Below are 23,779 nucleotides of genomic sequence, written 5' to 3'. Positions count from 1 at the left end.
GGGCGGGACCGGGGAGGGCCGGGGTCGCGCTAACCCCGGGCGTGGGTCTTTCTGCTGCGGCGCGAGACCGCGTCCAGGATGACCGCGACGAGCAGGACGCCCGCGGTGATCATGAACCGCACCGAGGAGTCCATCTGGAGCAGGAACAGCCCCGAGGCGATGGCCCCCAGCACCAGGCCGCCCAGCAGCGCCGAGTAGGCGCTGCCGCGGCCGCCGAAGAGGCTGGTGCCGCCGATGACCGCTGCCGCGATGGCCATCATCAGCGCGTCGCCGCCACCGGTGGACTGGTTCACCGCGAAGCTGCGCGAGACGAACATGATGCCGCCGAGCGCCGAGAGCATCGAGGCCAGCGCGAACACCGAGATCCGGATGAGGTCCACGCTGATGCCCGCGCGGCGGGCCGCCTCGGCGCTGCCGCCGACCGCGAAGACCATCCGGCCGTACCGGGTCTTGCGCAGGACCAGGTCGAACACGACGACGAACCCGACGAAGATCAGGAACGCCAGCGGGACGCCCTTGTAGCTGTTGAGCACCCACACCGTGCCGAGCACCGGGACCGCCACCAGGACGATGCGCGTCACGACGTCCGTGACGGACTTGGCGGGCAGGCCCGCGGCCGCGCGGCGGCGCTCGCCGTACAGGGTGGACGCGGCGTAGAGGGCGACCGCCAGGCCCCCGACGGTCCAGCCGATCACCGGGACGAAGTACGTCTGGGTGAGGTAGGCGATCGGGCCGTCGTAGGGCACGTTCATGGTGCCGTCGGGGCTGAGCAGGTAGATCTGCGCGCCCTGCCAGCCGATCAGGCCCGCCAGGGTCACGACGAACGCGGGCACCCCGATCTTGGCGAAGATGGCGCCGTGGATGACGCCGATGAGCGCGCCGACCGCGATGGCGACCACCATCGCGGCGATCTCGTTCCAGCCGTGCCTGATCGCGAGGACCGCCATGACCACGCCGGACACGCCCGCGACCGAACCGACCGACAGGTCGATCTCACCCAGCAGCAGCACCATGATGACGCCGCAGGACATCAGTCCGATCGCGACGATCTGGAGGGTCAGGTTGGACAGGTTCTGCGGGGACAGGAACTTGTCGTTCAGGCTCTGGAAGACGACGGCGATGACGACGAGGCCCGCGATGACCGGCACCGGGCCGAGTTCGCCGCCGCGCAGCCGACGCAGCGAACCGGACAGCAGTCCCTTGGCGCCGCCGCCGTCCACGATGAGTCGCGGGTCACGGGCCGCCGTCGCGCCGTGGGCGGCGGGGGTGGTCTGTTGAGCCATCACGCTTCCTCCGATCCCGGAACCGCGACGCGGCCGGCCCGACGGGACACGGGGTTGTCGGCCGCTCCGGTGATGGCCGCCACGATCTCCTCGTAGCTGGTGTCCTCGACCTGGAAGTCACCCGCGTTGCGGCCCAGGCGCAGGACCACGGCGCGGTCGGCGACCGCGCGCACGTCGGCCATGTTGTGGCTGATCAGGATAACCGCGAGTCCTTGGTCGCGCAGGCGTTCGATGAGGTCGAGCACCTGGGCGGTCTGGGCCACGCCCAGCGCCGCGGTGGGCTCGTCCAGCATGACGACCTTGGGGTCGCCGAGCAGGGAACGGGCGATCGCGATGATCTGGCGCTGGCCGCCCGACAGCGAGGCCACCGGGACCCGGAGGCTCGGGATGCGCACGGAGAGCGAGTCCAGGAGTTCCTGGGCGCGCCGCTCCATCTCCAGCTCGTCCAGGACGCCGCCGGTGGTCCGCTCGTTGCCGAGGAACAGGTTGGCCACGATGTCCAGGTTGTCGCAGAGCGCGAGATCCTGGTAGATGGTCGCGATCCCCAGGTGCTGGGCGTCGCTGGGGCGGTTCACCTGGACCGGTCGGCCCTCCCAGGCGATCACGCCGCTGTCCGCGGGGTTGACCCCCGCGATGACCTTGACGAGGGTCGATTTTCCGGCGCCGTTGTCGCCCAGCAGTGCCACGACCTCGCCCGGGTGGACGCGGAGGTCGACGTCGCTGAGCGCTTGGACCGCGCCGAATCTCTTGGAAATCCCGGAGAGCTCCAGGACCGGTTCTGTCATTGTCGCTTCCTCGTGGTGACCGCTGATCGGGAGGGCGCCGGACTTATGGGTGGGTCCGGCGCCCCCGGTCCGCTTCCTGGGGCGCCTCTCCGGTGCTCCCGGGTCGGTGTGCGTCGCCTCGGCGGCGCGGACCCGAAGCGGCCCGGGAGGCACGTCCTAGCTGTCGCCGGCTTCCTTGCACAGGTCGGTGTCGGCGTAGGCGTCGGTGCAGATCTCCTCGATGGAGTAGAAACCATCGGAGATCACGGTGTCCTCGACGTTCTCGGCGGTGACCGCGACCGGCTCGATGAGCACGGACGGGACCGTGTTCCCCTCGCCGTCGGTGGACTCGGTCAGCGGGTTGTCTGCGCTGCCCTCGTACTCCTCGCCGGTGGCGGCGGCGACCGCCATCGCGGCGGCGATCTCGGCCTCGGGCTGGATGGCCTTGTAGACCGTCATGTACTGGTCGCCGGAGATGATCCGCTGGATGCCGGCGAGTTCGGCGTCCTGCCCGGTGATGGGAGGCAGCTCCTCCACGCCCGCGCTCTTGAGCGCGGCGATGACGCCGCCGGCCATGCCGTCGTTGGCGCTGTAGACGCCGCTGATTTCCTCGGCGCCGATGGAGGTGATGGCCTGCTCCATCTGCTGCTGGGCCCTGTCGGGCGACCAGTCGGCGGTGTCGTACTCGGCGCCGATCTCGACCTGGCCGTCGAGGATCTCGTGCGCGCCGGCCTTGAAGTCCGCGGCGTTGGGGTCGGTGGGCGAACCGTTGATCATGACGACCTCGCCCTCGCCGGCCGTCCCCGCCGCCTCCATCCCGGCGATGAGCGCCTCGCCCTGGACGTTACCGACGGTCTTGTTGTCGAAGGAGACGTAGTAGTCCACGCCGCCCTGGGCCAGCCGGTCGTAGGCGACGACCGGGACGCCCTGGCCCTTGGCCTGCTGGACGATGCTGCCGGCCGCCTCGGCGTCGACGGCGTCCAGGACCAGGACGCCGACGCCCTGGGTCAGCATGGCCTCGGCCTGGGACTGCTGCTTGGCGACGTCCTGGTCCGCGTTCTGGTACGAGACCTCGCAGTTGGGGCAGATCTCCGCCACGGCCTCCTCGAAGAGGGGCCTGTCGAACTTCTCGTACCGGGTGGTCTTGGACTCGGGCAGCAGCAGCCCGATGGTGAAGCCCTCCTCGACCGAGGCGGTCGCCGTCTCGCCGTCGCCTCCGCCGGTCGTGGTCGCCCCGCACCCGGCCGCCGCCAGGAGCGCCACCGAGGCGGCGCCCACCGCGACGCGGTGGAAGAACTTGTTTCGGTTGCTCATCGCTTCTGACCTCCGTTGAGGGCCCACCGAACCTGGGGAATGAGTACGCACCCACCGCAGAACGTGCGCTGGATCACTCGGTGAACCAATGCGTGAAGTCAAACCTCTCGCAACCTTGTCGTCAAGCTTTGAACACATAACCGAAATGTCACGGATGTTGGATTTAGCCTTTGAATTCAACGTATCCGCAGGTCAAAGCGGGCGACAGGGGTCATGTGAAGATCTGTAAACCGGTCAAGGTTTTACCCGGCCGCTTCAGGCCGTGGAGGCAAGAGCGAGCCGGAGCGCCCCGCGCAGCGCGGCCCGGGTGTCGAAGTCCCCCTGGACGAGCCGCAGGTCGGCGAGCGCGCTGCCGAGCGCGCCCATCTCCATGGCGCGGCGCATGGGGTCGAGCAGGAGCTCCCCCGACTCGGCGAGCTCACCCCCGACGACGACCATCTGCGGGTTGAACATGTTCACCACGACCGCCACGCCCCGGCCCAGCGCGGCCCCCGCCTCCGCGATGATCCTGCGGCATCCCGGGTCCCCCGCCAGCGCGGCCCGGATCAGGTCCGGCATCGTGGCGTTGTGCCCCACGTTGCCCTGCTGGGGGAGCATGCCCAGCAGGTACGGGGCGCCGACCAGCGTCTCCAGGCAGCCCCGGTTGCCGCAGCGGCACACCTGCCCGCGCTCGTCCAACCCGATGTGCCCGATCTCGCCCGCGGTGCCGCCCGCTCCCTGGAACAGCCGCCCCGCGACGACGACCCCGGCGCCCACGCCCTGGGAGACGTTGACGTAGACGACGTGCTCCATCCCCCGGGCCACGCCCTCGGCGGTCTCGGCCAGCGCGCACAGGTTGGCGTCGTTGTCCACCCGCACCGGCAGGCCCAGGCGGTCGCTCAGCTCCCGCCCCGGCTCGAACCCCGCCCAGCGCGGCATGCAGGTGATCCCGCCGATCAGGCCGCTGACCGGGTCCACGGGCCCGGGGATCGACGCGGCGGCCCCGGCGACCATCGAGTGGTCCACCCGCGCCCGGGTGAGCATGGTCTCGGCCAGCCAGACCGCGCGCCGCACCCCGCGGACCGGGTCCTCCGACACGTCGTAGGAGATCGTCTCCTCGAGGAGGACCTGCCCCTGGGTGTCGCCCAGGGCGACGGTGAGCGCCGAGTGCGTGAAGTCGATCGCCACCAGCACCCCGGGGGGCCGCAGCAGTGTGACCGCGCGCGCCCTCCGCCCGTTGGAGGAGGTCTCGCGCACCGAGACCGCGCCCGTCGAGCGCAGGTCCCGCACGATGTTGGACACGCTCGCCGCGGACAGACCGGTGGCGCGCGCGATCTCGGCCTGGGTGAGCGTTCCGCCGTCGCGCAGCGCGTTCACGATCCGCTCCCGGTTCGCCTGGCGCAGTGCGGCCTGCGACCCCGGCGTGACCTGGACGTCCGTTGTCACTTGCGCTCCTCTTCTCGGCGGCTCCGGTCGGTAGCCGGTGGAAGCGAGCTTACAAGGCTTGAAAACAGCGGGAAGCGGACGGGAACCGGAGCCCGGAACCGCAGGACGATGTCCGGTTCCTGGCGGCCTCCCCGCTGGACGTGGCCTTCTCGTGGTCTCGACCGTCTCCGGGCCCCGGAAAGGTCACGACCAGCGGGGAGAGCGGGCGCCGGACCCCGGACGCGGGACACTGGGGAAGCTCCGGCGCGGGGATGATTCGGTGTCGGGAGTCCGCCGGCCGGATCGTCGGGGTGTCCTCGTGTGCGGCGCGGTGACGGGGCGGCGACGGCGGGCGGGGGCCGGGGCCGTACCCACGACGTCCGTTGCGTGAGGGTTCCGTTGACGGTCTTGGGCTTTCTGCCCGTTTCGGGGCCGGGAAGGGCGGAAAGCCCAAGATCATTCCGGGTGGGTGCGGAACCGGCCCCGCCGTCGCCGCCTGCTGTCACCTTGCGATCCGCGTGGCGTGAGGCCGAAAGGCCCCCGAAACACCGATGCCCGATTCACCCCCGCGCCCGAGACTCCCTAGTGGTCCTCGTGCTCCTCGCCGCCCATGTCGTCCTCCGCGCCGTCACCGTCCACGGGTTCCTCCTCGCCGCCCATGTCGCCGTCGTCGGAGTCGTCCTCCATGTCGTTTTCACCGTCCTCACCGTCCTCACCGTCCTCCGTCATCGACTCGGACTCCGTGTCCTCCCGGGGCGCCTCTGCGCTGTCGTCGCAGGCGCTCAGGGGGACCAGGGCGAGCAGGACGATCGCGGTTCCGGCCGCGAGGCGGCGCAACGAGGCCGTCAGTTCAGGGGTGCGAGTGGTCATCGTGAACTCCTCGTGTCGAACGTGCTCTCGACAGTAACGGGTGGGCGGCCCGGCCTCCCATCCCCGCGCGGCCGCCTTCGCGCGAAGCTCCGGGGCGGCTTCTCAGGCGGCGGTCACCGAGACCGAGTGCCATCCGGTGGCGCCGTCGGGGGCGACCGGGGCGCGCGCGCCGGTCTGGGTGCGGCCGGACCGGTCGGTGGCGCGGGCCTCGAACCGGTGGTCGCCCGGTTCGAGCCGCACGGTGAGCGCCCGCTGCCGCCAGGTGTCGGCGGTGTCCTCGGCGGCGAGCCCGGCCTCCTGCCACGGGCCGCCGTCGACGCGCACCTCGACCCTGTCGATCCCGGTGTGCTGGGCCCAGGCCACGCCCGCCACCGTGAGGTCGCCCGCCGGGACCTCGTCGAACGACCGGGGCCGGTCGATGCGGGACTGGGTCTTGATCGGACCCAGCGCCGACCAGCCGCGCGGCACCCAGTAGGCGTCGAAGGCGTCGAACGTGGTCAGCTCCAGTTCCGCCAGCCACTTGCAGGCCGAGACGTACCCGTACAGGCCGGGCACCACCATCCGGACCGGGAAGCCGTGCCGCAGCGGCAGCGGAACACCGTTCATGCCCAGGGCGAGCATGGCGTCGCGCCCGTCCAGTACGTCCTCGAGGGGGGTGCCGATGGTCATCCCGTCCACCGAACGCGACACGATCTGGTCGGCCGGGCCGCCTTCGCCGGGCGGGCGCACCCCCGCCTCGCGCAGCAGCGGGGCGAGGGGGACGCCGATCCAGCGGGCGTTGCCGACGTACTCCCCGCCCACCGGGTTGGACACGCACGCCAGGGTGATGTCGCGTTCCACCAGGTCCGCGCGTCCGAGAAGGTCGGCGTAGGCGTACTCGCGCTCGGCGATCCCCTTCCCGTGCAGGCGCAGCCGCCAGGTCGACGCGTCCACGCGCGGGACGGAGAGCGCCGTGTCGATCCGGTAGAAGTCCGCGGTGGGGGTGAAGAACGCGGCCAGCCCGCCGATCTCCAGGTCGACGCCGTCCGCGAGCGGCGGGGCGGGCGACGCGGGAGCGGGCAGCCGGACGGCCCGGCGGACCGCCTCGACGTCCACCCGCTCCACGGCCAGCAGCCGACCCACCGCGCCCGCGCCCGCGGACAGCCCGGCTGCCGCGCCCGCGACCATGACGAACCGCCGACGGTCGAACCCGGGGCCGTCCCCGGCCGCCTCCTCGCCGCTCCCCTCCCCCTCGTCCGGCGCCGCGCCGGGGACCGCGGGGGCGGACGCCCGCAGCAGCAGCCGCAGCACCCCGGCCGCGACCAGGCCGCCCAGGGTCGCGGGCAGCGCGTCGGCGGGCCCGCTGCCGGGCCGGGACAGCGCGGCGGCCACGCCGATCGCGGCGAACAGCACGACCCCGGCGGTCCCCGCCCGCGGCGCGGTCCTGCCGAGGACACCGGCCAGCGCCGCGAACAGGGCGAGTACGACGGCCATCCCGCCCAGCAGGACCGGTTTGTCCGCGGTGCCGAAGGCCTCCACCGCGAAGTCCTTGAGCCAGGGCGGGGCCAGGTCGACGACGGCGCCGCCGACCGCGATCAGCGGGGCGGCGGCCGGATTGGTCAGCGCGGCGACGAGCTCGGCCGCGGCCAGCGCCGACGCGGCGGCGAGCAGGCCGCACACGGCGTCGACGAGCGGTCTACGCGGCGCGGGGCGGCCCTCGAGTGGTTCGGACACGTTCCTGCTTCGGAGCGCGGGCGCCCGGGGCGACCCCGGTTTCCATAACGAGAAGATAACGGCGCCTCCGAGGCCGCCACCGCCGTTCCGCCCCCGAACGCGATGGTGCAGAGTTGGATCGTGTCCCCCGAGACGGTTCCGGGTTCGCCGCCCCTCCGTTCGGCCCCCGCTGGGGGCCCTGTCGGAGACGCCCCCCGGGAGGACACGACGACGCGGACGAGGACGGTGGGTTCCGGGTGAGGCAGGGGGTTCCGCCCGAACCTGCGCCCGGGGGCGGCGCCGACGAGTCCCGGCTGCGCGCGGTCGCGCTGGGCGACCTGTCGGCTTTCGAGGCGTTCTACCGGGACCTGTCGGGACCGGTGTTCGGTCTGGTCCAAAGGGTGCTGCGGAACCACTCCCAGGCCGAGGAGGTGACCCAGGAGGTGTTCGTGGAGGTCTGGCGCCTGGCCGCCCGGTTCGACGCGCGCCGGGGCGGCGCCCGCTCCTGGGTGCTGACCATCGCGCACCGCCGCGCGGTGGACCGGGTCCGCGCCGAGCAGACCGCCGCCGACCGCGAGGCGCGCGCCGGGCTGCTGGAGGACCGGGCCTCGGCCGCCGACGACGTCCCCGACCAGGTCGCGCGCCGGTTGGAGCACGAGAGGGTCCGGCGCTGCCTGGGCGGTCTGACCGACCTGCAACGCGAAACGGTCCGGCTCACCTACTACACCGGCCGCACCCAGCGCGAGGCCGCCGTCCTGCTGGGGGTTCCGCTGACCACGATCAAGGGCCGCCTGCGCGACGGGCTGATCCGGTTGCGCGACTGCCTGGGGGCGCGTGCTCACCGCCACGGCCCCCCGGCCTGATCGGCCCCCGCCGGCCGGGTATCACGATGGAACCCGCCGACGGCATGCCCAAGCCCAACGAGGAACCGATGAAGGTGGACGTTTGAGAATCGAGACGGTCGCGGCCCTGGCGGAGGAGGTCCGGGTACGGCCCCCTCTGGCCGGGGGCGTGCGCGTGGTGGCGATCGAGGGCCGCTCGGGTTCGGGCAAGACCGCCCTGTCCGACGCGCTCTCCGCCGAACTCGGCTGGCCGGTGTTCCGCATGGAGGACGTGTACCCGGGCTGGACCGGACTGGCGGCCTCGGCCGAGCTGCTGGCCCTGTGGGTGGTCATGCCGCTGCTCAACGGCGCGAACCCGCGGTGGCGCCGGTACGACTGGGAGCTCGGCCGCCACGCCGAGTGGCACGACACCCCCGTCGTCGACGGCCTCGTCGTGGAGGGCTGCGGCTGCGGGGCCGCCGAGCTGCGGCCGTACGTGTCCACCCTGGTCTGGATCGACACCCCCGGGGACGTGCGCCGCCGGCGCCTGGACGCCCGGGACGACGCGCTCCTGTACGCCCCCTACCGGGACCTGTGGGCCCGCCAGGAGGACCTCTTCTACGCCGAGCACACCCCCCGCGACTACGCGGACGTCATCGTCGGCGACCTCTGACCCCTCCGGCCGCCCGGCACCGGGGGAAGCGCCGGGGCGCGCCCCCGCCCGGCCGCCCGGGGCGCGGCGTCAGGGCGCCCGCGACGACGGCGCCGACGGCGCGCGCTCCGATCGGCTCACCACGACGCGGACCGGCCTCCGGCCCGGTTCGTCCGGCCGCGGAAGCGGACGCTACCGGATCGGGACCGGGGGCGACCCGAGGGTCTGGGACGGCATCTCGCCGAAACGGCGGCGGTAGGCGGCCGCGAAGCGGCTCAGGTGGGTGAAGCCCGCCCGGTCCGCGATCGCGGCCACGGAGGCGCGGGTCGGCTCCGCCTCGCGCAGCGCCCGGCGGGCGTGCTCGAGCCGGATCGCGCGCAGCAGCGCCATCGGTGTGACCCCGTGGGTGCGGCGGCACGTGGCCTGCAGGTGCCGGATGCTCACCCCCATCGCCGCCGCGATGTCGGCGACACCGAGCGGGCGGTGGTGGTTGGCCTCCAACCAGGCCACCAAGTCGCCCGCCCGCGCCGAGGGGAGGGTCTCCGCGTCGGGGACGAGCAGTTCCGTGGCGGTGTGCGGGAGCCCCAGCAGCACGGCGGTGAACAGCGACTGCTCCAGCGCCCGCAGCGCCATCGGGTGCATGTCGCTGTCCGCCATCGCGTCCAGGACGCGCACGACGTAGCGCCACGTCTGTTCCATCATGGCCTGGCCGCGGACGGCCTGCCGCCCGGCGTCGAGAAAGCGCAGGGGCGCGGCCGCGGACCGGCCCGCCATCGCCAGCAGGTGGTCCTCGAGGTCGCCCATCGAGGCGGAGACGACCAGGCAGCCCGCCACCGGGTCGGGGCTCATCCACATCTTCTCGTCGTGGGACAGCACGAGCTGCCCCGAAGTGGGCGCCGCCGTCCCGGAGCGCTGGTAGCGCACGCCCATGGGCGCCTGCGGCGCGCACATCGCGAAGTGGCCCTCGGTGGGCGGGGTCTCCACCACGACGCCCGCCCCGCCGTAGCGGACCCAGACCATGCTGAGCCGCTCCAGCACGACACCGTTGACCGTGCCGTCCAGCGGCTCCGCGGGCCGGAGCGCCCGCAGATCGTGGCCGACCGCCAGGGGCTCCACGGCCGCGTGCAGGTCCTCGATCCGCGTGCTGCTGGCCCTGCGGTGTCGGGCCAGCAGGGGCGGATCCGTCGTTTCAGGTGCCACCGCGCTCACAACAGGACATTATGTCCCTCTCCCGCCCGGGCGTCACCCGTCCGCGGGACGCGGCGCGCGGATTCCCGCCCGCTCCAGGCGGGGCAGCACCTCCTGGACGAAGTAGGGCAGTTCGCCGGTGTAGTCCAGGAAGGACAGCGTCATACCGGCGAAGCCCGCCTCCGCGAACGCGATGATCCGCTCCGCCACCTGGTCGGGGTCGCCCACGAGCGGGTAGCCGCCGTGCCCGGCGGCGAACCGGTCCCGGAAGGTGGCCAGCATCTCGGGGCTGAAGGACTGGGCGTGCAGCCCCTGCAGCCGCATGACCTCCTCGACCGCGGGCCAGTCCGCGTTGTCCTGGGCGTAGTGGCGAAGGTGGTCCTTCGCCTCCTGCTCGGTGGGACGGCAGCTGACGTGGCCGAAGGTGAAGACACCGACCTCGCGCCCGTTCGCCCGCGCGTCGGCCTCGATGGCGGCGACCACCCCGGCTCCGTCCTCGGGGCCGCCCACCGAGGTGAAGGCGTGGTCGGCGTTGCGGGCGGCGAAGGCGCGGCCCTGCTTGGAGGATCCCGCGTTGATGATCGGGAGGCCCGAACCGTTGTAGGGCTTGGGGCGGCCCACGACCCGTTCGAGCTCGAAGAAGCGGCCCTTGTGGTCGAAGGGCTCGGCCTCGGCCCACACCCGGCGCACCACGTCCCACCACTCCTGGGCGAGCGCGTAGCGGTCGTCGTGCTCGGAGGGCAGCTCGAGGCCGAACATCGCGTACTCGGGGGCGTGCCAGCCCGCGACGATGTTCAGCCCCGCGCGGCCCCGCCCGATGTGGTCCATGGTGGCCAGCTGCTTGGCCGCCACCAAGGGGTGGTGGAAGGCCGTGTGCACGGTGGCGAACACCCTGATCCTGCTGGTGGCCGCGAGCAGCCCGGTCGCCCAGGTGACGGTCTCCAGGGCGCTCTCGTGGAACGCGGTGTCCGGCCCCCAGTCCGTCCAGCGCGCCACGGGGAGCAGGAAGTCGATGCCCGCCTCCTCCGCCATCAGCGCGAGCCGCAGGTTGTCCTCCCACTCACCCGACCAGCGCTCGGGAACCGTGGTGATGGAAAGCCCCGAAGCCGTGTTGGCGGAGAACAGACCGAGCTGGAAGTCCTGGTGACGCGCCACTGCGCACTCGCCTTTCGTAACGTGATCCCTGGCGCGGATCCGCCCCCTCGGCGAGACCACCGTGAAAGCCGCCAAGGCCGACCATCCGCGCATACCACGTGATAATTAGCCGTTTTGGGGTACATCCAACCCGGATTGTCATATCCGTTAAACGATCGACGACGGTCTCGAGTAGCCAGAAAACGCAAAATTCAGTAAGTTGATCAAGGCCGGTAGGTTTCTGCCCTCAAACGGGTGGGCGGCCTTCCCGGTGTCCGGCGTGCGGACGGTCACGCCGGACGGTGCGGTCAACGGCACCGGGACACGGAGGGACCGCTTCACGCGCCTCTTGCTGTGGAGGGATCCCGGTGCCGGCCGGAACCGCCCGGGAGCCACGACCATCGGCCCCGGAGCGGCCTCACGTGTTTCCGTCGCGAAAGTCCTTGTTCGCGGCGGCCCCTCCGCGAATCCAGTCACCCTGGTCCGCTCCGGAGAGAGATGATCTCTGTGTCCCACCCTCACCCCCCGCTCGTCATCCGGCTGCGCGGCGAGATCGACCTCGCCACCGGCCCCACGTTCGGCTCTCTCATCAGGGAGGCCGCGCGCGGCTCCACCCCGGGACGCCCGGTCATCGTCGACCTGTCCCAGGTGACCTTCCTGGACTCGGGCGGCCTGCGCGCCCTGCGCGCCGCCCACGGCGCCCTGGCCTCGCGCGGGGTCCACTGCGTCCTGGCCGAGCCGCGCGGCGTCACCGCGAAGGTCCTGGAGCTCCACTCCGCCGCCCGCGGCATCGACGTCTACCCGATCATCGAGGCGGCCCAGACCGCCCTCGCCCACCAGGACGAGCCCACCTGCCACTAGGGAGTCCCCGGGGTGGGGGTGAATTCGGGCACCGGTGGTTTTGTTGACGGTCGTGGGCTTTCTGCCCGTTTCGGGGCCGGGAAGGGCGGAAAGCCCACGACCGTCAACGAAACCCTCACGCGACGGACATCATGGGCGCGGCCCCGACCGGCACCCGCCGTCGCCGCCCGCCGTCACCCCGCGATCCGCGTGGCGCGAGGCCGAAAGACCCCCCCGAAGCACCGGCACACAAACACCCCCGCCGACGCCAAAGGCCCACCGCCGTCTCCTGAACGGCGGTGGGCCTTTTTGGCGGCCGCGCCGGGCCTGGTGGGCCCTTACGCGGGTCTGCTCCCGCGGCGCGGCGGGACGACTACCGCTACTTGGCGATCAGCTGGCGCAGCACGTACTGCAGGATGCCGCCGTTGCGGTAGTAGTCGGCCTCACCAGGGGTGTCGATGCGCACCACGGCGTCGAACTCGACGCCGGTGTCGGTGCCGACCCTGACGGTGGCGGGGACGCGGCCCTCGTTCAGCACGGTCACGCCGGTGATGGAGAAGGTCTCCTCACCGGTCAGGCCGAGGGAGTCGGCGGACTGGCCCTCGGGGAACTGCAGCGGCAGCACGCCCATGCCGATCAGGTTGGAGCGGTGGATGCGCTCGTACGACTCGGTGATGACCGCGCGCACACCCAGCAGGCCGGTGCCCTTGGCCGCCCAGTCGCGCGAGGAGCCCGAACCGTACTCCTTGCCGCCCAGCACCACCAGGGGGGTGCCCTGCGCGGCGTAGTTCTGCGCGGCGTCGTAGATGAACGAGACCGGGCCGCCGTCCTGGGTGAAGTCGCGGGTGTAGCCGCCTTCGGTGCCCGGGGCGATCTGGTTGCGCAGCCGGATGTTGGCGAACGTGCCCCGGATCATGACCTCGTGGTTGCCGCGGCGCGAGCCGTAGGAGTTGAAGTCGCGGCGCTCGACGCCGTGGGACTTCAGGTACTCGGCGGCCGGGGTGCCCGGCTTGATCGCGCCCGCGGGCGAGATGTGGTCGGTGGTGACCGAGTCGCCGAGCTTGGCGAGCACGCGCGCGCCCTCGATGTCGGTGACCGGCGCCGGGGTCGGCTCCATGCCCTCGAAGTACGGAGGCTTGCGCACGTAGGTGGACTCGGCGTCCCACTCGAAGGTGTCGCCGGTGGGCGTGGGCAGCGACCGCCAGCGCTCGTCACCGGCGAACACGTCGGCGTAGGCCTGCTCGTACATGTCCGCGGCGATCGCCGTGTCCATGACCTCCTGGACCTCTTCGGCGGAGGGCCAGATGTCGGCCAGGTACACCGGCTCGCCGTCGGAGCCCGTGCCCAGCGGCTCGGTGGTGATGTCGACGTCCATCGAACCGGCGAGGGCGTAGGCGACCACCAGCGGCGGCGAGGCCAGGTAGTTCATCTTCACGTCCGGGTTGATCCGGCCCTCGAAGTTGCGGTTGCCCGACAGCACGGCGGTGACCGCGAGGTCGTTGTCGTTGACCGCCTTGGAGACCGACTCGGGCAGCGGCCCGGAGTTGCCGATGCAGGTGGTGCAGCCGTAGCCGACCAGGTTGAAGCCCAGCTTGTCCAGGTACGGGGTCAGCCCCGAGCGCTCGTAGTAGTCGGTGACGACCTTGGAGCCCGGCGCCATGGAGGTCTTGACCCAGGGCTTGCGGGACAGGCCCTTGTCCACCGCCTTCTTGGCCAGCAGGGCGGCGCCCAGCATGACCGAGGGGTTGGAGGTGTTGGTGCACGAGGTGATCGCGGCGATCACGACGGCGCCGTGGTCGATCTCGGTCTCGGTGCCGTCCTCGAGCGTGACCTTGACGGGCGCGTGCGGGCGCCCCCCGCCGTTGGCCTCGTAGTTCGGGGCGTCGGAGGCCGGGAAGGAGTCCTCGACGGTCTCGTCGAGGCCGTCACTGACGTAGTTCTGCACGTCGTGGCGCCAGGTGTGCTTGGCCTCGGCCAGGACGATGCGGTCCTGGGGACGCTTGGGACCGGCGATGGAGGGCACCACCTCGCCCAGGTCCAGCTCCAGGTACTCGGAGAAGACCGGCTCGACCGAGGGGTCGTGCCACAGGCCCTGCTCCTTGGCGTAGGCCTCGACCAGCGCGGTGTGGGCCTCGCTGCGGCCGGTCAGCTTCATGTACCGGATGGTCTCGTCGTCGATCGGGAAGATCGCGGCGGTGGAGCCGAACTCCGGACTCATGTTGCCGATGGTCGCGCGGTTGGCCAGCGGCACCGCGGCCACGCCGTCCCCGTAGAACTCGACGAACTTGCCGACGACGCCGTGCTCGCGCAGCATCTCGGTGATGGTGAGCACCAGGTCGGTGGCGGTGGTCCCGGCGGGCAGCTCGCCGCTCAGCTTGAAGCCGACCACGCGCGGGATGAGCATGGAGATCGGCTGGCCGAGCATGGCCGCCTCGGCCTCGATGCCGCCCACGCCCCAGCCCAGGATGCCCAGGCCGTTCTGCATGGTGGTGTGCGAGTCCGTGCCCACGCAGGTGTCGGGGTAGGCCTGGCCGTTGCGGGTCATGGTGACGCGCGCCAGGTGCTCGATGTTGGCCTGGTGCACGATCCCGGTGCCCGGCGGGACGACCTTGAACTCGTCGAACGCGGTCTGGCCCCAGCGCAGGAACTGGTAGCGCTCGCGGTTGCGCTCGTACTCGATCTCGACGTTGCGCTCGAAGGCGTCGGCGCGCCCGAACACGTCGACGATCACGGAGTGGTCGATGACCAGCTCGGCGGGGGCCAGCGGGTTGATCTTGGCCGGGTCGCCGCCCAGGTCGTTGACGGCCTCGCGCATGGTGGCGAGGTCCACGACGCACGGGACGCCGGTGAAGTCCTGCATGATCACCCGCGCGGGGGTGAACTGGATCTCCTGGTTGGGCTGGGCGCTGGGGTCCCACTCGCCCAGGGCCCGGATGTGCTCCGCGGTGACGTTCGCGCCGTCCTCGGTGCGCAGGAGGTTCTCCAGCAGCACCTTCAGGCTGTAGGGAAGTCGTCCGGATCCCTCGACGGCATCCAGACGGAAAATCTCGTACGACTCGTCGCCAACGCGGAGCGTGTCACGGCTGCCGAAGCTGTTCGCCGACACGGTTGATCGCCTCCTGATCTCGCCACTTTTCTCCAGCATCCTGCCCTAGCGGCGGTGCCGGAAAATCACTGAGGCTGCCCTTACGAGACCGCTTCCCCGGACCGGGACGACGGTTCCCGTCAGCCCTGCCACAGGGGTCCACCTGCGCTGACGACCTTGGCCCCGCCATCCGGGCTCGGACTGCCCCGACTTCATCATGGCAGGTGGGAGCGCCGGTGGCGGTGAACCTCACGCGCTCAGTGATTCGCTCTCGTTTTTATCTCGATATCAAGGTATCGAACATGTATCTCGACATCAAGTTACCTACCGGCGACGTCCCCGCCGTCGCTCCACTACCCCGCGCCGCGGCCGGGACACGGCGGCCCCGGAAGGCGCGGCGGCGGGGCCGGGCCCCGCCGCCCGGGCCGCTATCCGTCCAGCCCCGGCGCGACCTCCGCGGCGATCAGCTCCAGGTGCTCCAGGTCCGACAGGTCCAGCACCTGCAGGTACATCCGCTCCGCGCCGATCCCGGCGAACCGGCCGATCTTGTCGACGACCTCGGCGGGGGTCCCGGCCAGGCCGTTGGCCTTGAGCTCGTCCACCTCCCGCCCGATCGCGGCGGCGCGTCGGGCCACTTCGGCGTCGTCCCGCCCGACGCACACCACCTGGGCGGCGGAGTAGACCATGGGCCTGGTCCGCCCGGACGCCTCGACCGCGGCGCGGGTGCGCTCGAAGGCCGCAGCGGTGTCCTCCCGGGAGTTGAACGGGACGTTGTACTCGTCGGCGTAGGCCGCGGCCAACCGCGGGGTGCGCTTGCGTCCGGTACCGCCGATGAGGACCGGCGGACGCGGCGACTGGGCGGGCTTGGGCAGCGCGGGGCTGTCGGTGAAGCTGTAGTACTCGCCCTTGTGGTCGAAGGTCTCGCCGACCGGGGTCTCCCACAGCCCGGTGATGACCGCCAACTGCTCCTCGAAGCGGTCGAAGCGCTCACGGGCGTCAGCCGGGTACGGCAGGCCGTAGGCGGTGTGCTCGGCCTCGAACCAGCCCGCTCCGAACCCGAACTCCACCCGGCCGCCGCTCATCTGGTCCACCTGGGCGACGCTGATCGCCAGCGGGCCCGGCGGGCGGAAGGTGGCCGCGGTCATGAGCGTGCCCAGGCGGATCCGGGAGGTCTCCCGGGCCAGCCCGGCCAGGGTGACCCAGGCGTCGGTCGGACCGGGCAGCCCGCTGCCGCCCATGGTCAGGTAGTGGTCGGAGCGGAAGAAGGCGTCGAAGCCGAGCTCCTCGGCGGCTCTGGCCACCGCCAGAAGGGTGTCGTAGCTCGCGCCCTGCTGCGGTTCGGTGAAAATCCTCAGTCGCATGACCCTATTGTCCCGTCGACCGGACGCCCCTTCGTCCTCCCCCGGCTGCCTCGGCGCGGCACCGGGGTGCTCCGGGCGCGCGCCACCGGCCGCCTCCCTGTTGAGCCCCCGTAACGTCGGGGCGGCGGGGCCGGGGCCGCCCGGCCCGCTTCCCCCGATCCGCCCCGCCCCGTGAACCGTCCGCGCCCCCGACCGCGATAAGAGCACCGTGAAGCTGTTTCGACGCGCCAGACGCGTCCCCGACTACGACGCGCGGAGCTCCGACGCCGAGCTGCTCTCCGCGATCGGCGCGGGCGCGGCCGACGCCCTGGAGATCCTGCACCGGCGGCACGCCCCGTGGCTGGGCGCGCGGCTCCGCTACCGGTGCGCCGATCCCGACGTCGTCGACGCGGCGTTGCAGGACGCCTTCCTGTCCATATGGCGTAACGCCAGGACGTTCACACCGCGCACGGCCGACGGGGACGCCGCCGCGTGGATCTGGACGATCGCGATCCGCCAGCTCGTCTCCGCCCTGCGCAGGCGCGGCAACAAGTGGATCGGCGACGCCGCGCTGGAGTCCTACGAGCCGGTCGGCGACGCCTCGGCCGAAGACCTCGTACTGGTGGGCATCGAGCACGGGCCGCTGGGAGCGGCGCTGAACAACCTGTCCCCCGAGCTCCGCCTGGCGATCCAGGCCACCATCCTGGACGGGCTGACCGTACGCGAAGCCGCCCAGCTCCTGGGCGTCCCGGAGGGGACCGTCAAGACCCGCGTCATGCGGGCGAAGGCACGACTTCGGGAGCAGCTGACATGACCGCCTGGCACCTGACCCGACAGCAGCTCGACGACTACGCCGACGGACGATTGGACCACGCCATGGCGATGTCCGCGGAAGCCCACATCCTCGACTGCCCCCGGTGCCGCGCGGGGGTGCCCGCCGACCCCGCCTGGATCAGGGCCGGGTGGGCCGAACTGCGCGACGTCGTGGACCGGCCCCGGGCCAGCCTCCTGGAGCGCCTGCTGACCCGGATCGGCGTCCACGAGGCCGCCGCCCGGCTGCTGGTCGCCACCCCCATGCTGTACCGCGCGTGGCTGCTGGCCATGGTGGTCGTCCTGGGCATGGCCCTGGCCACCGCTTACAACGTGAACGGCGGAACCCTCATGTTCTTCTCGCTCGCGCCGGTGCTCCCGCTGGTCGGCGTCGCACTGGCCTACGGCCGCTGGGTGGACCCCGCCCACGAGTTCACCTCGGTCACCCCGATGGCGGGCCAGCGGCTGCTGTTCCTGCGCTCCCTGGCCGTCCTCGTCCCCGCGTTCGCGCTCTGCCTGGTCACCGCCCTGCTCCTGCCCGGACACGGGCCCGGGTGGGCGCCGGTGGCCTGGCTGCTGCCCGCGCTGTCCCTGGTCACCGGTTCGCTCCTGCTGTCGCGGTGGGTTCCGTTGATCATGGCCACCGGCCTGACCGGGACGGTGTGGACGGGCGCGCTGGTGTCCACCGTCCTGCACCACGAGTCGCGGTTCGCGGCCGCGTACCTGTTCACCCCGCCCGCCCAGGCCCTGTACGCGGTCCTTCTCGCCGCGCTCGGCACCGCCTGCATCGCCGCGCGCGCCCGGCGCGCCTGAGACCCAGGAGTACGACGACGATGACGACGTGGCCGTCCCCCTCGGGGATCGTGGTCTCGGCCCGCGGCCTGACCAAGCACTACGGCGACCGCGCGGCGCTGAACCGGATCGACCTCGACCTGGGCCGCGGGGTGACCGGACTGCTGGGCCGCAACGGCGCGGGCAAGACGACGCTGCTGCGCTGCCTGGCCACCGCGCACGACCCGGACTCGGGCTCCCTGGAGGTCCTCGGGCACGATCCGACGACCGCTCCGGGGCGCGCCCGTGTCCGCGCCCAGCTGGGGTTCCTGCCGCAGAACCCGGTGTTCTACCCGAACTTCACGGCGTTCACCCTGCTGGACTACATCGCGATCCTCAAGGAGGTGGGCGGGCGGCGTGCCCGCCACGACGAGGTGCGGCGAGTCCTGGACCAGGTGGGGCTCACCGACCGGCGGCACACGCGGGTGCGGAGGCTGTCCGGAGGGATGCGCCAGCGCCTCGGGCTGGCCGGGGCGCTCCTGGGAGAGCCCGGGCTGCTGCTGCTGGACGAGCCGACCATCGGCCTGGACCCCGAGCAGCGCATCCGCTTCCGCGACCTGGTCTCGGAGTTCGCCGCGACCCGGGCCGTGGTGCTGTCCACCCACCAGACCGAGGACGTTGCCGCGGTGTGCGACCGCGTGGTCGTGCTGGACGAGGGGCTGGTCGTGTTCGCGGACACGCCCGCGGCCCTCACCGACCGCGCCCGGGGCCGGGTCTGGTCGCTGCCCGAGCGGCCCTCCACCGGGAGCACCTCGTGGCGCTCCCCCGACGGGCGCTACCGGGTGCTCACCCCGCACGGGGCGGAGCCCCCGGCCGGATACGGGGGGATCGCCGAGCCGTTGGAGCCCACCCTGGAGGACGGCTACCTGCTGGTCACCGGGTCCGCCGAGGGAACGGTGGCGGCTTGACGCCCCGAACGGGCCGCGCGGCCGCGCGCGTCCCGACCGCGCTGGCCAGGCTCTGCCGGTTCGAGGCGGGGCGGCTGCTGCGATCGCCGTTCCCCTGGTTCGGGCTGGTCGGCGGGCTGCTGCTGGGCTACCGCGACCTGAGGCTCATGGAGCGGCCGCTGCTGTGGAGCGACACGCTCGACTCGGTGCTGACGCTGGGCGCCTACCCTGCGGGCGGACTGTTCATCGCGGCGACGTTCGCCGGGGTGCGCGTCTTCCGGCACGGCCCGGACGTCGTCTCCCCGGTCCCCGAACCGGTCCGCAGGGCGTCACTGCTGCTGGCCACCGCGCTCGTCGGCGCGCTGCACGGGCTGCTGCTCAGCGGAGCCGCGGCACTGTACCTGGCGTCCCGCCGGGACGAGCTCCTGGGCGATCTCCACCTGTGGCAGCTGGGCGTCCCCCTGCTGACCGTTCCCGCCTGCGGGCTCCTGTCCGTCGCGGTTGCCGCCTGGACCCGTTCGGCGCTGCCCGCGTTCGGACTCGTACTGGTCTACCTGGGCGGTCGGCTCGGCGTGTCCGGGGTGTTCCTCGGGGACACCCCGGGCTCCATCGGCCGCAGGGCGACACTCCTCCCCGACCTGGTGACCCATCCCGCGTACGGGAACGAGGCGTTCGGCTACTCGCAGGCCCCCATGTACCTGGCCTACCTGGTCGGCACACTGCTCTTCTGCGTGCTGGCCGTGGAGCTGCGCCACCGGCGCCGCGCGGCGGGGCGGGCCGTGGTGGGCGCGCTCACCGCCTCGGCCCTGGTCCTGAGCGGCGGGGCGATCCAGAGCCTGTCGAGCCTGCCCTACGACCAGCGGCCCTCGTCACCGCTGTACCCGGCCCGGCCGCTGCCGGCGGAGTCCTGTGTCACCGACCACGGGGCGCGCTACTGCTCGATCGAGCCGTACGCGTCCCTGCTCCCCGGGTGGGGAAACGGCCTGCGCCCGCTGGTCGTCCTGCTGCCCGGGCACGTCAGGGCGGATCTGCCCGTGGTGTGGGTGACCCACGGCGCGGGCGAGCCCCCGCCCGAGACCGGGTACGTCGAGGCGTACTCCGCGTGGGACCCCTTGTCGGGCGGGTACGTGGCCATGGGGGTCGCCTCGGCCGCGCTCGGCGGCCTGAACCCCTCCATGGACGAGTGCACCATGACCGGGCAGGCGCGCGGTGTCCTGGCCCTGTGGATGACCGGGGAGTACCACCGGGCTCACGGAGGCGACCCGATGGAGGCCCTGGCCGAGACCAGGTTCCAGCCCGACACCTACTCCGCGGAGGACCTGGCGGTGCTGTCCGCGCTGAACGACGCGCCGGTGTCGCGGGTCCGGGACGGGGTGGAGCGGCACTGGGACGCGCTGGCCTCTCCCGACACCGGCAGCGCGGACGCGTCCGCGCTCCTGGGCGTGGAGGTCACCGCCGACCACCTGCGCCTGGCCCGGCTGCGGTGGGACCGGATGTCCGCCGAGTGGGAGGCGATGGTGGAGGAGCAGCAGGCCGCCGAGTGGTTGACGGCCCCCTCGACGGCGCCGGATCCCCCGGAACTCCCGCCGTGCCGCTGACCCCCGGCGCGGGGTGACCGGGCTCGGGATGATCATGAGCTTTCCGCTCTTTCCGGCCCCGAAACGGGCGGAAAGCTCGAGACCATCGAGCAGGTCCCCGTCCACGGACACCGAGCGGCCCCCGCGCCGGGGGATCGCCAGTCCGAGCGCGCGCCATCGGCCGCCCCGCCGCTCAGGCCCTTCAGTCCCTGGTCAGGGTGGCCAGGCACTCCACGTGGTGGGTCATCGGGAAGGCGTCGAAGGCGCGGAGGCCGGTGAGCCGGTAGCCGCGCTGGGCGAAGGTCTTGATGTCGCGGGCCAGCGTCGCGGGGTCGCAGGAGACGTAGGCGACACGGCGCGGGCGCAGCAGCGTCAGGGACTCCACGACCTCCGTCCCGGCCCCCGAACGCGGCGGGTCCAGGACCGCGACGTCGGCGCGCAGGTCGGCCCACTGGCGCAGGCGCCCGGCCACGTCGCCGCGCTCGACCTTGGCCTGGGGCAGGTCCCGCAGGTTGTGCTCCGCGTCGCGGACCGCGTCGCTCTGGCCCTCCACGCCGAGCACCCGGCCTTCGGCGCCGACCGCGAGGGCGAGGGCGCCCGCGAACAGCCCGGCCCCGCAGTACAGGTCGAGGGCGGTCTCGCCGGGCTCGGGCTCGAGCGCGTCCAGGACGGCCTGGGTGAGGGTCTCGGCCGCGGCCGGGTGGACCTGCCAGAACGCGCCCGCGCTGACCCGCCACTCGCGTCCCGCGACGTTCTCGCGGATGCCGCGGCGGCCCTTGATCGGCTGGGTGCGTCCGCCCTTGAAGCGGCGCAGCACCGCGGTCGACGCCTCAGGGGTGGGCAGCTCGGGGAGCTTGGCCCCGCTCGGGGTGATGATGACGGCGGTGTCGGCGGTACTCGCCGAGGTGACGGTCTCGACCTCGGCGATTCCGGGCCACTCCAGGCGGGGCACGCCCAACCGGTTGACCTCGGGGTGCGCGATGGGGCACTCGTCGATGAGCTGGAGCTCGTGCGAGCGGTGCTTGCGCAGTCCGGCGGCGCCGTCCGCGTCAACGGCGAAGCGCACCCGGGTGCGCCACCCCAGACCGTCGGGGGTTCCGGGCAGCTCCTCGACGCGCACCTCGCGCTCGATCCCGGCGATACGGCGCAGCTGCTCGGCCACCACCCGCGCCTTGATCCGGCGCTGGGCGTCCGGCGAGGCGTGCTGCCAGTCGCAGCCGCCGCACTTGCCGGGGCCCGCGAAGCGGCACGGCGGCTCGACCCGGTCCTCGGAGGCCTCCAGCACCTCCACGGCGTCGGCGCGCAGGAACTTCTTGGTCTCCTCGGTCACCAGGACCCGGACGCGCTCCCCTGGCAGGGCGTGCCGGACGAACACGACCTGCTGGTCGTAACGCCCCACGCACCACCCTCCGTGCGCGACTCCGTCGACGCTCAGCTCTACGTGGCTTCCGACCATACTCATGGAAAACGACCTTCGTTTAGACGGGACTTCGGGCATCGCAACGGGTACCCCCTTGCCGGGGCGTGTCCTCAAGGGGCTTTTCGGGACGGCTCTCGTCCGTCCAGGGCGCTGCCCGCAAGCCGATTCGCGACGTTCGTCTCGGTCGGCTGTTCGAGTGACATCGGCGCGGCGAACGTCCCTGCTGCACCGCTTCGCGATTCTCGCGCGGCGGGGCCCTGCCCCTGGTGGGCGCGAGCCCGAAACGGCTTTGAAGACACGCTCCAGCCACCGCCCGTCTGCGGTAACTCTAGTCGAGCGGCGGCGGCTCCGCGCCCGGCGGAACCGGCGCCGCGGCCCCGGGGCGGGACGACGCCCACCGTGCGAACTGGATATCTTCGTAATCCTGGACCGCGCGATCGTGCGCGCGCGAAGTGAGAACAACCCGATCGGATCGGACAACCAGTGCACATCGTCATATTGGGTTGCGGGCGGGTGGGGTCCACCCTCGCGCACACGCTGGAGGACGCCGGGCACACGGTCGCGGTGATCGACCGCTCCCCCGAGGCGTTCCGGCGGTTGCGCTCGGCCACCGCCAAGCAGGCGGTCACCGGGCTGGGCCACCACCGGGACGTGCTGGTGCGGGCGGGCGTCGAGACGGCGGACGCGTTCGCGGCGGTGAGCAGCGGGGACAACTCCAACATCATCGCCGCCCGGGTGGCACGCGAGACGTTCGGGGTGCGCAACGTGGTGGCGCGCATCTACGACCCCCGCCGCGCCGAGGTGTACCAGCGGCTGGGAATCCCCACCGTGGGCACGGTGCGCTGGACCGCCGACACGATCCTGCGCCGCCTCGTCCCCGGTGACGAGGGGCTGGGCGCCGAGCCCCTGTGGCGGGACCCCTCCGGCACGCTCGCGCTCGTCGAGGCCGTGACCGGGACCTCGTGGCTGGACCGGCGGGTCGACCAGGTCGAGTCGGCGCTGGGGGTGCGGGTGGCCTACCTGGGCAGGGGCGGGGAGATCACGCTGGCGCGCGGGGACACCCGGGTGCGGTCCGGTGACGTGCTGCACGTGCTCGCTCCGGCGGGTTCGATCCAGGAGACGGTGCGCCGTCTCGGCGCGGACGATGTGGAAGGGGCGGGCCGATGATGCGCGTCGCGATCGCCGGGGCCGGCGCGGTGGGGCGCTCCATCGCCATGGAGCTGCTGGGCAACGGGCACGAGGTGCTGCTCATCGACCGCGACTCCCGCGCGATCGGCGTGCACGAGGTGGAGAGCGCCGAGTGGATGCTGGCCGACGCCTGCGAGCTGAGCTCCCTGGAGCACGCCCGGCTGGACGAGTTCGACGTGGTGGTCGCCGCGACCTCCGACGACAAGGTCAACCTGGTGGTGGCGCTGCTGGCCAAGAGCGAGTTCGGGGTGCGCCGGGTCGTCGCACGGATCAACGACCCCCGCAACGAGTGGCTGTTCACCGATTCCTGGGGGGTGGACGTCGCCGTCTCGCCGCCGCGGCTGATCGCGGCGCTGGTGGAGGACGACGAGGACGACACCGGGTTCGGCCTTCCCGGGGCCGGCGACGCGGTGGCTCTGGCCGCGCTCGGCGGCACCGACCTGCTGGAGTTCACCCTGCCCGCGGACTCCCCGCACGTGGGGCGGGCCGTCGGCGAGTTCGGTGCGGAGCTGCCCGAGGGCGTCGTGCTGGTGGCGGTCGTGCACGGCGGCCGGGCGCTCGCCCCACTGGCCGACACCGTGCTCTCGCCGGGGGACGACCTGGTGCTGCTCAGCAGCACCGAGGCCGACGACGACCTGCAGGCGGTGCTGGCGGGGGCGTCCGACCGCTGAGAGGAACG

20 protein-coding genes are annotated in these 23,779 nt (G+C 72.6%); 9 read left to right on the top strand and 11 right to left on the bottom strand.

From position 1 onward, the window contains the following. Nucleotides 1-29: 29 nt before the first annotated feature. From EV190_RS16355 to EV190_RS16330, 6 genes are all read right to left on the bottom strand, one after another. Nucleotides 30-1,283, bottom strand: a complete 1,254-nt coding sequence (locus EV190_RS16355; protein ID WP_133742443.1) for a sugar ABC transporter permease — start codon at nucleotides 1,281-1,283, stop codon at nucleotides 30-32. Continuing rightward, on the bottom strand, nucleotides 1,283-2,068 hold the full coding sequence (locus EV190_RS16350) for an ATP-binding cassette domain-containing protein (protein WP_133742442.1): 786 nt from the start codon (nucleotides 2,066-2,068) through the stop codon (nucleotides 1,283-1,285). Before EV190_RS16350 ends, EV190_RS16355 begins: the two co-directional genes overlap by 1 nt. 156 nt (nucleotides 2,069-2,224) lie before the next feature. Beyond that, nucleotides 2,225-3,361 (bottom strand): ABC transporter substrate-binding protein, encoded by a 1,137-nt coding sequence (locus EV190_RS16345; protein WP_133742441.1) that lies wholly within the window; start codon nucleotides 3,359-3,361, stop codon nucleotides 2,225-2,227. Between the two features lie 255 nt (nucleotides 3,362-3,616). Next, a complete protein-coding gene (locus EV190_RS16340; RefSeq protein ID WP_133742440.1) occupies nucleotides 3,617-4,786 on the bottom strand; it encodes an ROK family transcriptional regulator in 1,170 nt (389 codons plus the stop codon). A gap of 561 nt (nucleotides 4,787-5,347) precedes the next feature. Beyond that, nucleotides 5,348-5,635: a hypothetical protein gene (locus EV190_RS16335; protein WP_133742439.1), complete on the bottom strand. Its 288-nt coding sequence runs from the start codon at nucleotides 5,633-5,635 to the stop codon at nucleotides 5,348-5,350. Between the two features lie 102 nt (nucleotides 5,636-5,737). Further along, complete coding sequence (locus EV190_RS16330; RefSeq protein WP_133742438.1) at nucleotides 5,738-7,348, bottom strand: molybdopterin-dependent oxidoreductase; 1,611 nt, start codon at nucleotides 7,346-7,348, stop codon at nucleotides 5,738-5,740. Between the two features lie 236 nt (nucleotides 7,349-7,584). Between EV190_RS16330 and sigK the strand changes: the two genes are divergently transcribed. Both sigK and EV190_RS16320 read left to right on the top strand, forming a co-directional pair. Next, nucleotides 7,585-8,190, top strand: a complete 606-nt coding sequence (sigK, locus tag EV190_RS16325) for an ECF RNA polymerase sigma factor SigK (protein WP_133742437.1) — start codon at nucleotides 7,585-7,587, stop codon at nucleotides 8,188-8,190. An 82-nt stretch (nucleotides 8,191-8,272) separates the two neighbouring features. Continuing rightward, the gene (locus EV190_RS16320) at nucleotides 8,273-8,821 is read left to right on the top strand and encodes a hypothetical protein (RefSeq protein WP_133742436.1); all 549 of its coding nucleotides are present in this window, start codon (nucleotides 8,273-8,275) and stop codon (nucleotides 8,819-8,821) included. Nucleotides 8,822-8,992: 171 nt separating this feature from the next. Here the strand turns inward: EV190_RS16320 and EV190_RS16315 are convergent, their stop codons facing one another. Next, nucleotides 8,993-10,000 carry a helix-turn-helix domain-containing protein gene (locus tag EV190_RS16315; RefSeq protein ID WP_133742435.1) on the bottom strand — a complete coding sequence of 336 codons (1,008 nt, stop codon included), beginning with the start codon at nucleotides 9,998-10,000 and terminating at the stop codon, nucleotides 8,993-8,995. Nucleotides 10,001-10,042: 42 nt separating this feature from the next. Further along, nucleotides 10,043-11,143 carry an LLM class flavin-dependent oxidoreductase gene (locus tag EV190_RS16310; RefSeq protein WP_243742612.1) on the bottom strand — a complete coding sequence of 367 codons (1,101 nt, stop codon included), beginning with the start codon at nucleotides 11,141-11,143 and terminating at the stop codon, nucleotides 10,043-10,045. 477 nt (nucleotides 11,144-11,620) lie between these two features. On the opposite strand from EV190_RS16310, the gene EV190_RS16305 reads away from it, so the two are divergent. After that, the gene (locus EV190_RS16305) at nucleotides 11,621-11,983 is read left to right on the top strand and encodes an STAS domain-containing protein (protein WP_133742433.1); all 363 of its coding nucleotides are present in this window, start codon (nucleotides 11,621-11,623) and stop codon (nucleotides 11,981-11,983) included. 358 nt (nucleotides 11,984-12,341) lie between these two features. Here EV190_RS16305 and acnA read toward each other — a convergent pair whose 3' ends face one another. Together acnA and EV190_RS16295 are read right to left on the bottom strand one after the other, a co-directional pair. After that, the gene (acnA, locus tag EV190_RS16300; RefSeq protein ID WP_133742432.1) at nucleotides 12,342-15,068 is read right to left on the bottom strand and encodes an aconitate hydratase AcnA; all 2,727 of its coding nucleotides are present in this window, start codon (nucleotides 15,066-15,068) and stop codon (nucleotides 12,342-12,344) included. Nucleotides 15,069-15,475: 407 nt separating this feature from the next. After that, a complete protein-coding gene (locus EV190_RS16295) occupies nucleotides 15,476-16,408 on the bottom strand; it encodes an LLM class F420-dependent oxidoreductase (RefSeq protein ID WP_133742431.1) in 933 nt (310 codons plus the stop codon). A 208-nt stretch (nucleotides 16,409-16,616) separates the two neighbouring features. On the opposite strand from EV190_RS16295, the gene EV190_RS16290 reads away from it, so the two are divergent. The 4 genes from EV190_RS16290 to EV190_RS16275 are packed head-to-tail and all read left to right on the top strand — an operon-like array spanning nucleotide 16,617 to nucleotide 20,513. Next, nucleotides 16,617-17,201: an RNA polymerase sigma factor gene (locus tag EV190_RS16290; protein WP_133742430.1), complete on the top strand. Its 585-nt coding sequence runs from the start codon at nucleotides 16,617-16,619 to the stop codon at nucleotides 17,199-17,201. Then, a complete protein-coding gene (locus EV190_RS16285; protein WP_133742429.1) occupies nucleotides 17,198-18,010 on the top strand; it encodes an anti-sigma factor family protein in 813 nt (270 codons plus the stop codon). Before EV190_RS16290 ends, EV190_RS16285 begins: the two co-directional genes overlap by 4 nt. Before the next feature lie 20 nt (nucleotides 18,011-18,030). Then, nucleotides 18,031-18,936 (top strand): ATP-binding cassette domain-containing protein, encoded by a 906-nt coding sequence (locus EV190_RS16280; protein ID WP_133742428.1) that lies wholly within the window; start codon nucleotides 18,031-18,033, stop codon nucleotides 18,934-18,936. After that, nucleotides 18,933-20,513 carry a hypothetical protein gene (locus EV190_RS16275; RefSeq protein ID WP_133742427.1) on the top strand — a complete coding sequence of 527 codons (1,581 nt, stop codon included), beginning with the start codon at nucleotides 18,933-18,935 and terminating at the stop codon, nucleotides 20,511-20,513. The genes EV190_RS16280 and EV190_RS16275 overlap by 4 nt, the downstream gene beginning before the upstream one ends. Before the next feature lie 181 nt (nucleotides 20,514-20,694). Here the strand turns inward: EV190_RS16275 and EV190_RS16270 are convergent, their stop codons facing one another. Next, nucleotides 20,695-21,954 carry a class I SAM-dependent RNA methyltransferase gene (locus EV190_RS16270; RefSeq protein WP_133742426.1) on the bottom strand — a complete coding sequence of 420 codons (1,260 nt, stop codon included), beginning with the start codon at nucleotides 21,952-21,954 and terminating at the stop codon, nucleotides 20,695-20,697. 441 nt (nucleotides 21,955-22,395) lie between these two features. On the opposite strand from EV190_RS16270, the gene EV190_RS16265 reads away from it, so the two are divergent. Both EV190_RS16265 and EV190_RS16260 read left to right on the top strand, forming a co-directional pair. Continuing rightward, entirely contained in the window at nucleotides 22,396-23,079 is a 684-nt protein-coding gene (locus EV190_RS16265) for a potassium channel family protein (protein WP_133742425.1), read from the top strand. After that, entirely contained in the window at nucleotides 23,079-23,771 is a 693-nt protein-coding gene (locus tag EV190_RS16260; protein ID WP_133742478.1) for a potassium channel family protein, read from the top strand. Before EV190_RS16265 ends, EV190_RS16260 begins: the two co-directional genes overlap by 1 nt. The last annotated feature ends 8 nt before the right edge of the window (nucleotides 23,772-23,779 follow it).

The organism is Actinorugispora endophytica, from assembly GCF_004363075.1.
Lineage (GTDB): Bacteria > Actinomycetota > Actinomycetes > Streptosporangiales > Streptosporangiaceae > Actinorugispora > Actinorugispora endophytica.
This window is presented reverse-complemented; position numbering and strand designations above follow the sequence as displayed.

What these genes read in the sequence shown, in the direction of transcription:
- EV190_RS16355 (WP_133742443.1), bottom strand. Translation starts at nt 1,283, where the DNA reads ATGGCTCAACAGACCACCCCCGCCGCCCACGGCGCGACGGCGGCCCGT.
- EV190_RS16350 (WP_133742442.1), bottom strand. Translation starts at nt 2,068, where the DNA reads ATGACAGAACCGGTCCTGGAGCTCTCCGGGATTTCCAAGAGATTCGGC.
- EV190_RS16345 (WP_133742441.1), bottom strand. Translation starts at nt 3,361, where the DNA reads ATGAGCAACCGAAACAAGTTCTTCCACCGCGTCGCGGTGGGCGCCGCC.
- EV190_RS16335 (WP_133742439.1), bottom strand. Translation starts at nt 5,635, where the DNA reads ATGACCACTCGCACCCCTGAACTGACGGCCTCGTTGCGCCGCCTCGCG.
- EV190_RS16305 (WP_133742433.1), top strand. Translation starts at nt 11,621, where the DNA reads ATGATCTCTGTGTCCCACCCTCACCCCCCGCTCGTCATCCGGCTGCGC.
- EV190_RS16295 (WP_133742431.1), bottom strand. Translation starts at nt 16,408, where the DNA reads ATGCGACTGAGGATTTTCACCGAACCGCAGCAGGGCGCGAGCTACGAC.
- EV190_RS16285 (WP_133742429.1), top strand. Translation starts at nt 17,198, where the DNA reads ATGACCGCCTGGCACCTGACCCGACAGCAGCTCGACGACTACGCCGAC.
- EV190_RS16280 (WP_133742428.1), top strand. Translation starts at nt 18,031, where the DNA reads ATGACGACGTGGCCGTCCCCCTCGGGGATCGTGGTCTCGGCCCGCGGC.
- EV190_RS16270 (WP_133742426.1), bottom strand. Translation starts at nt 21,954, where the DNA reads ATGAGTATGGTCGGAAGCCACGTAGAGCTGAGCGTCGACGGAGTCGCG.
- EV190_RS16260 (WP_133742478.1), top strand. Translation starts at nt 23,079, where the DNA reads ATGCGCGTCGCGATCGCCGGGGCCGGCGCGGTGGGGCGCTCCATCGCC.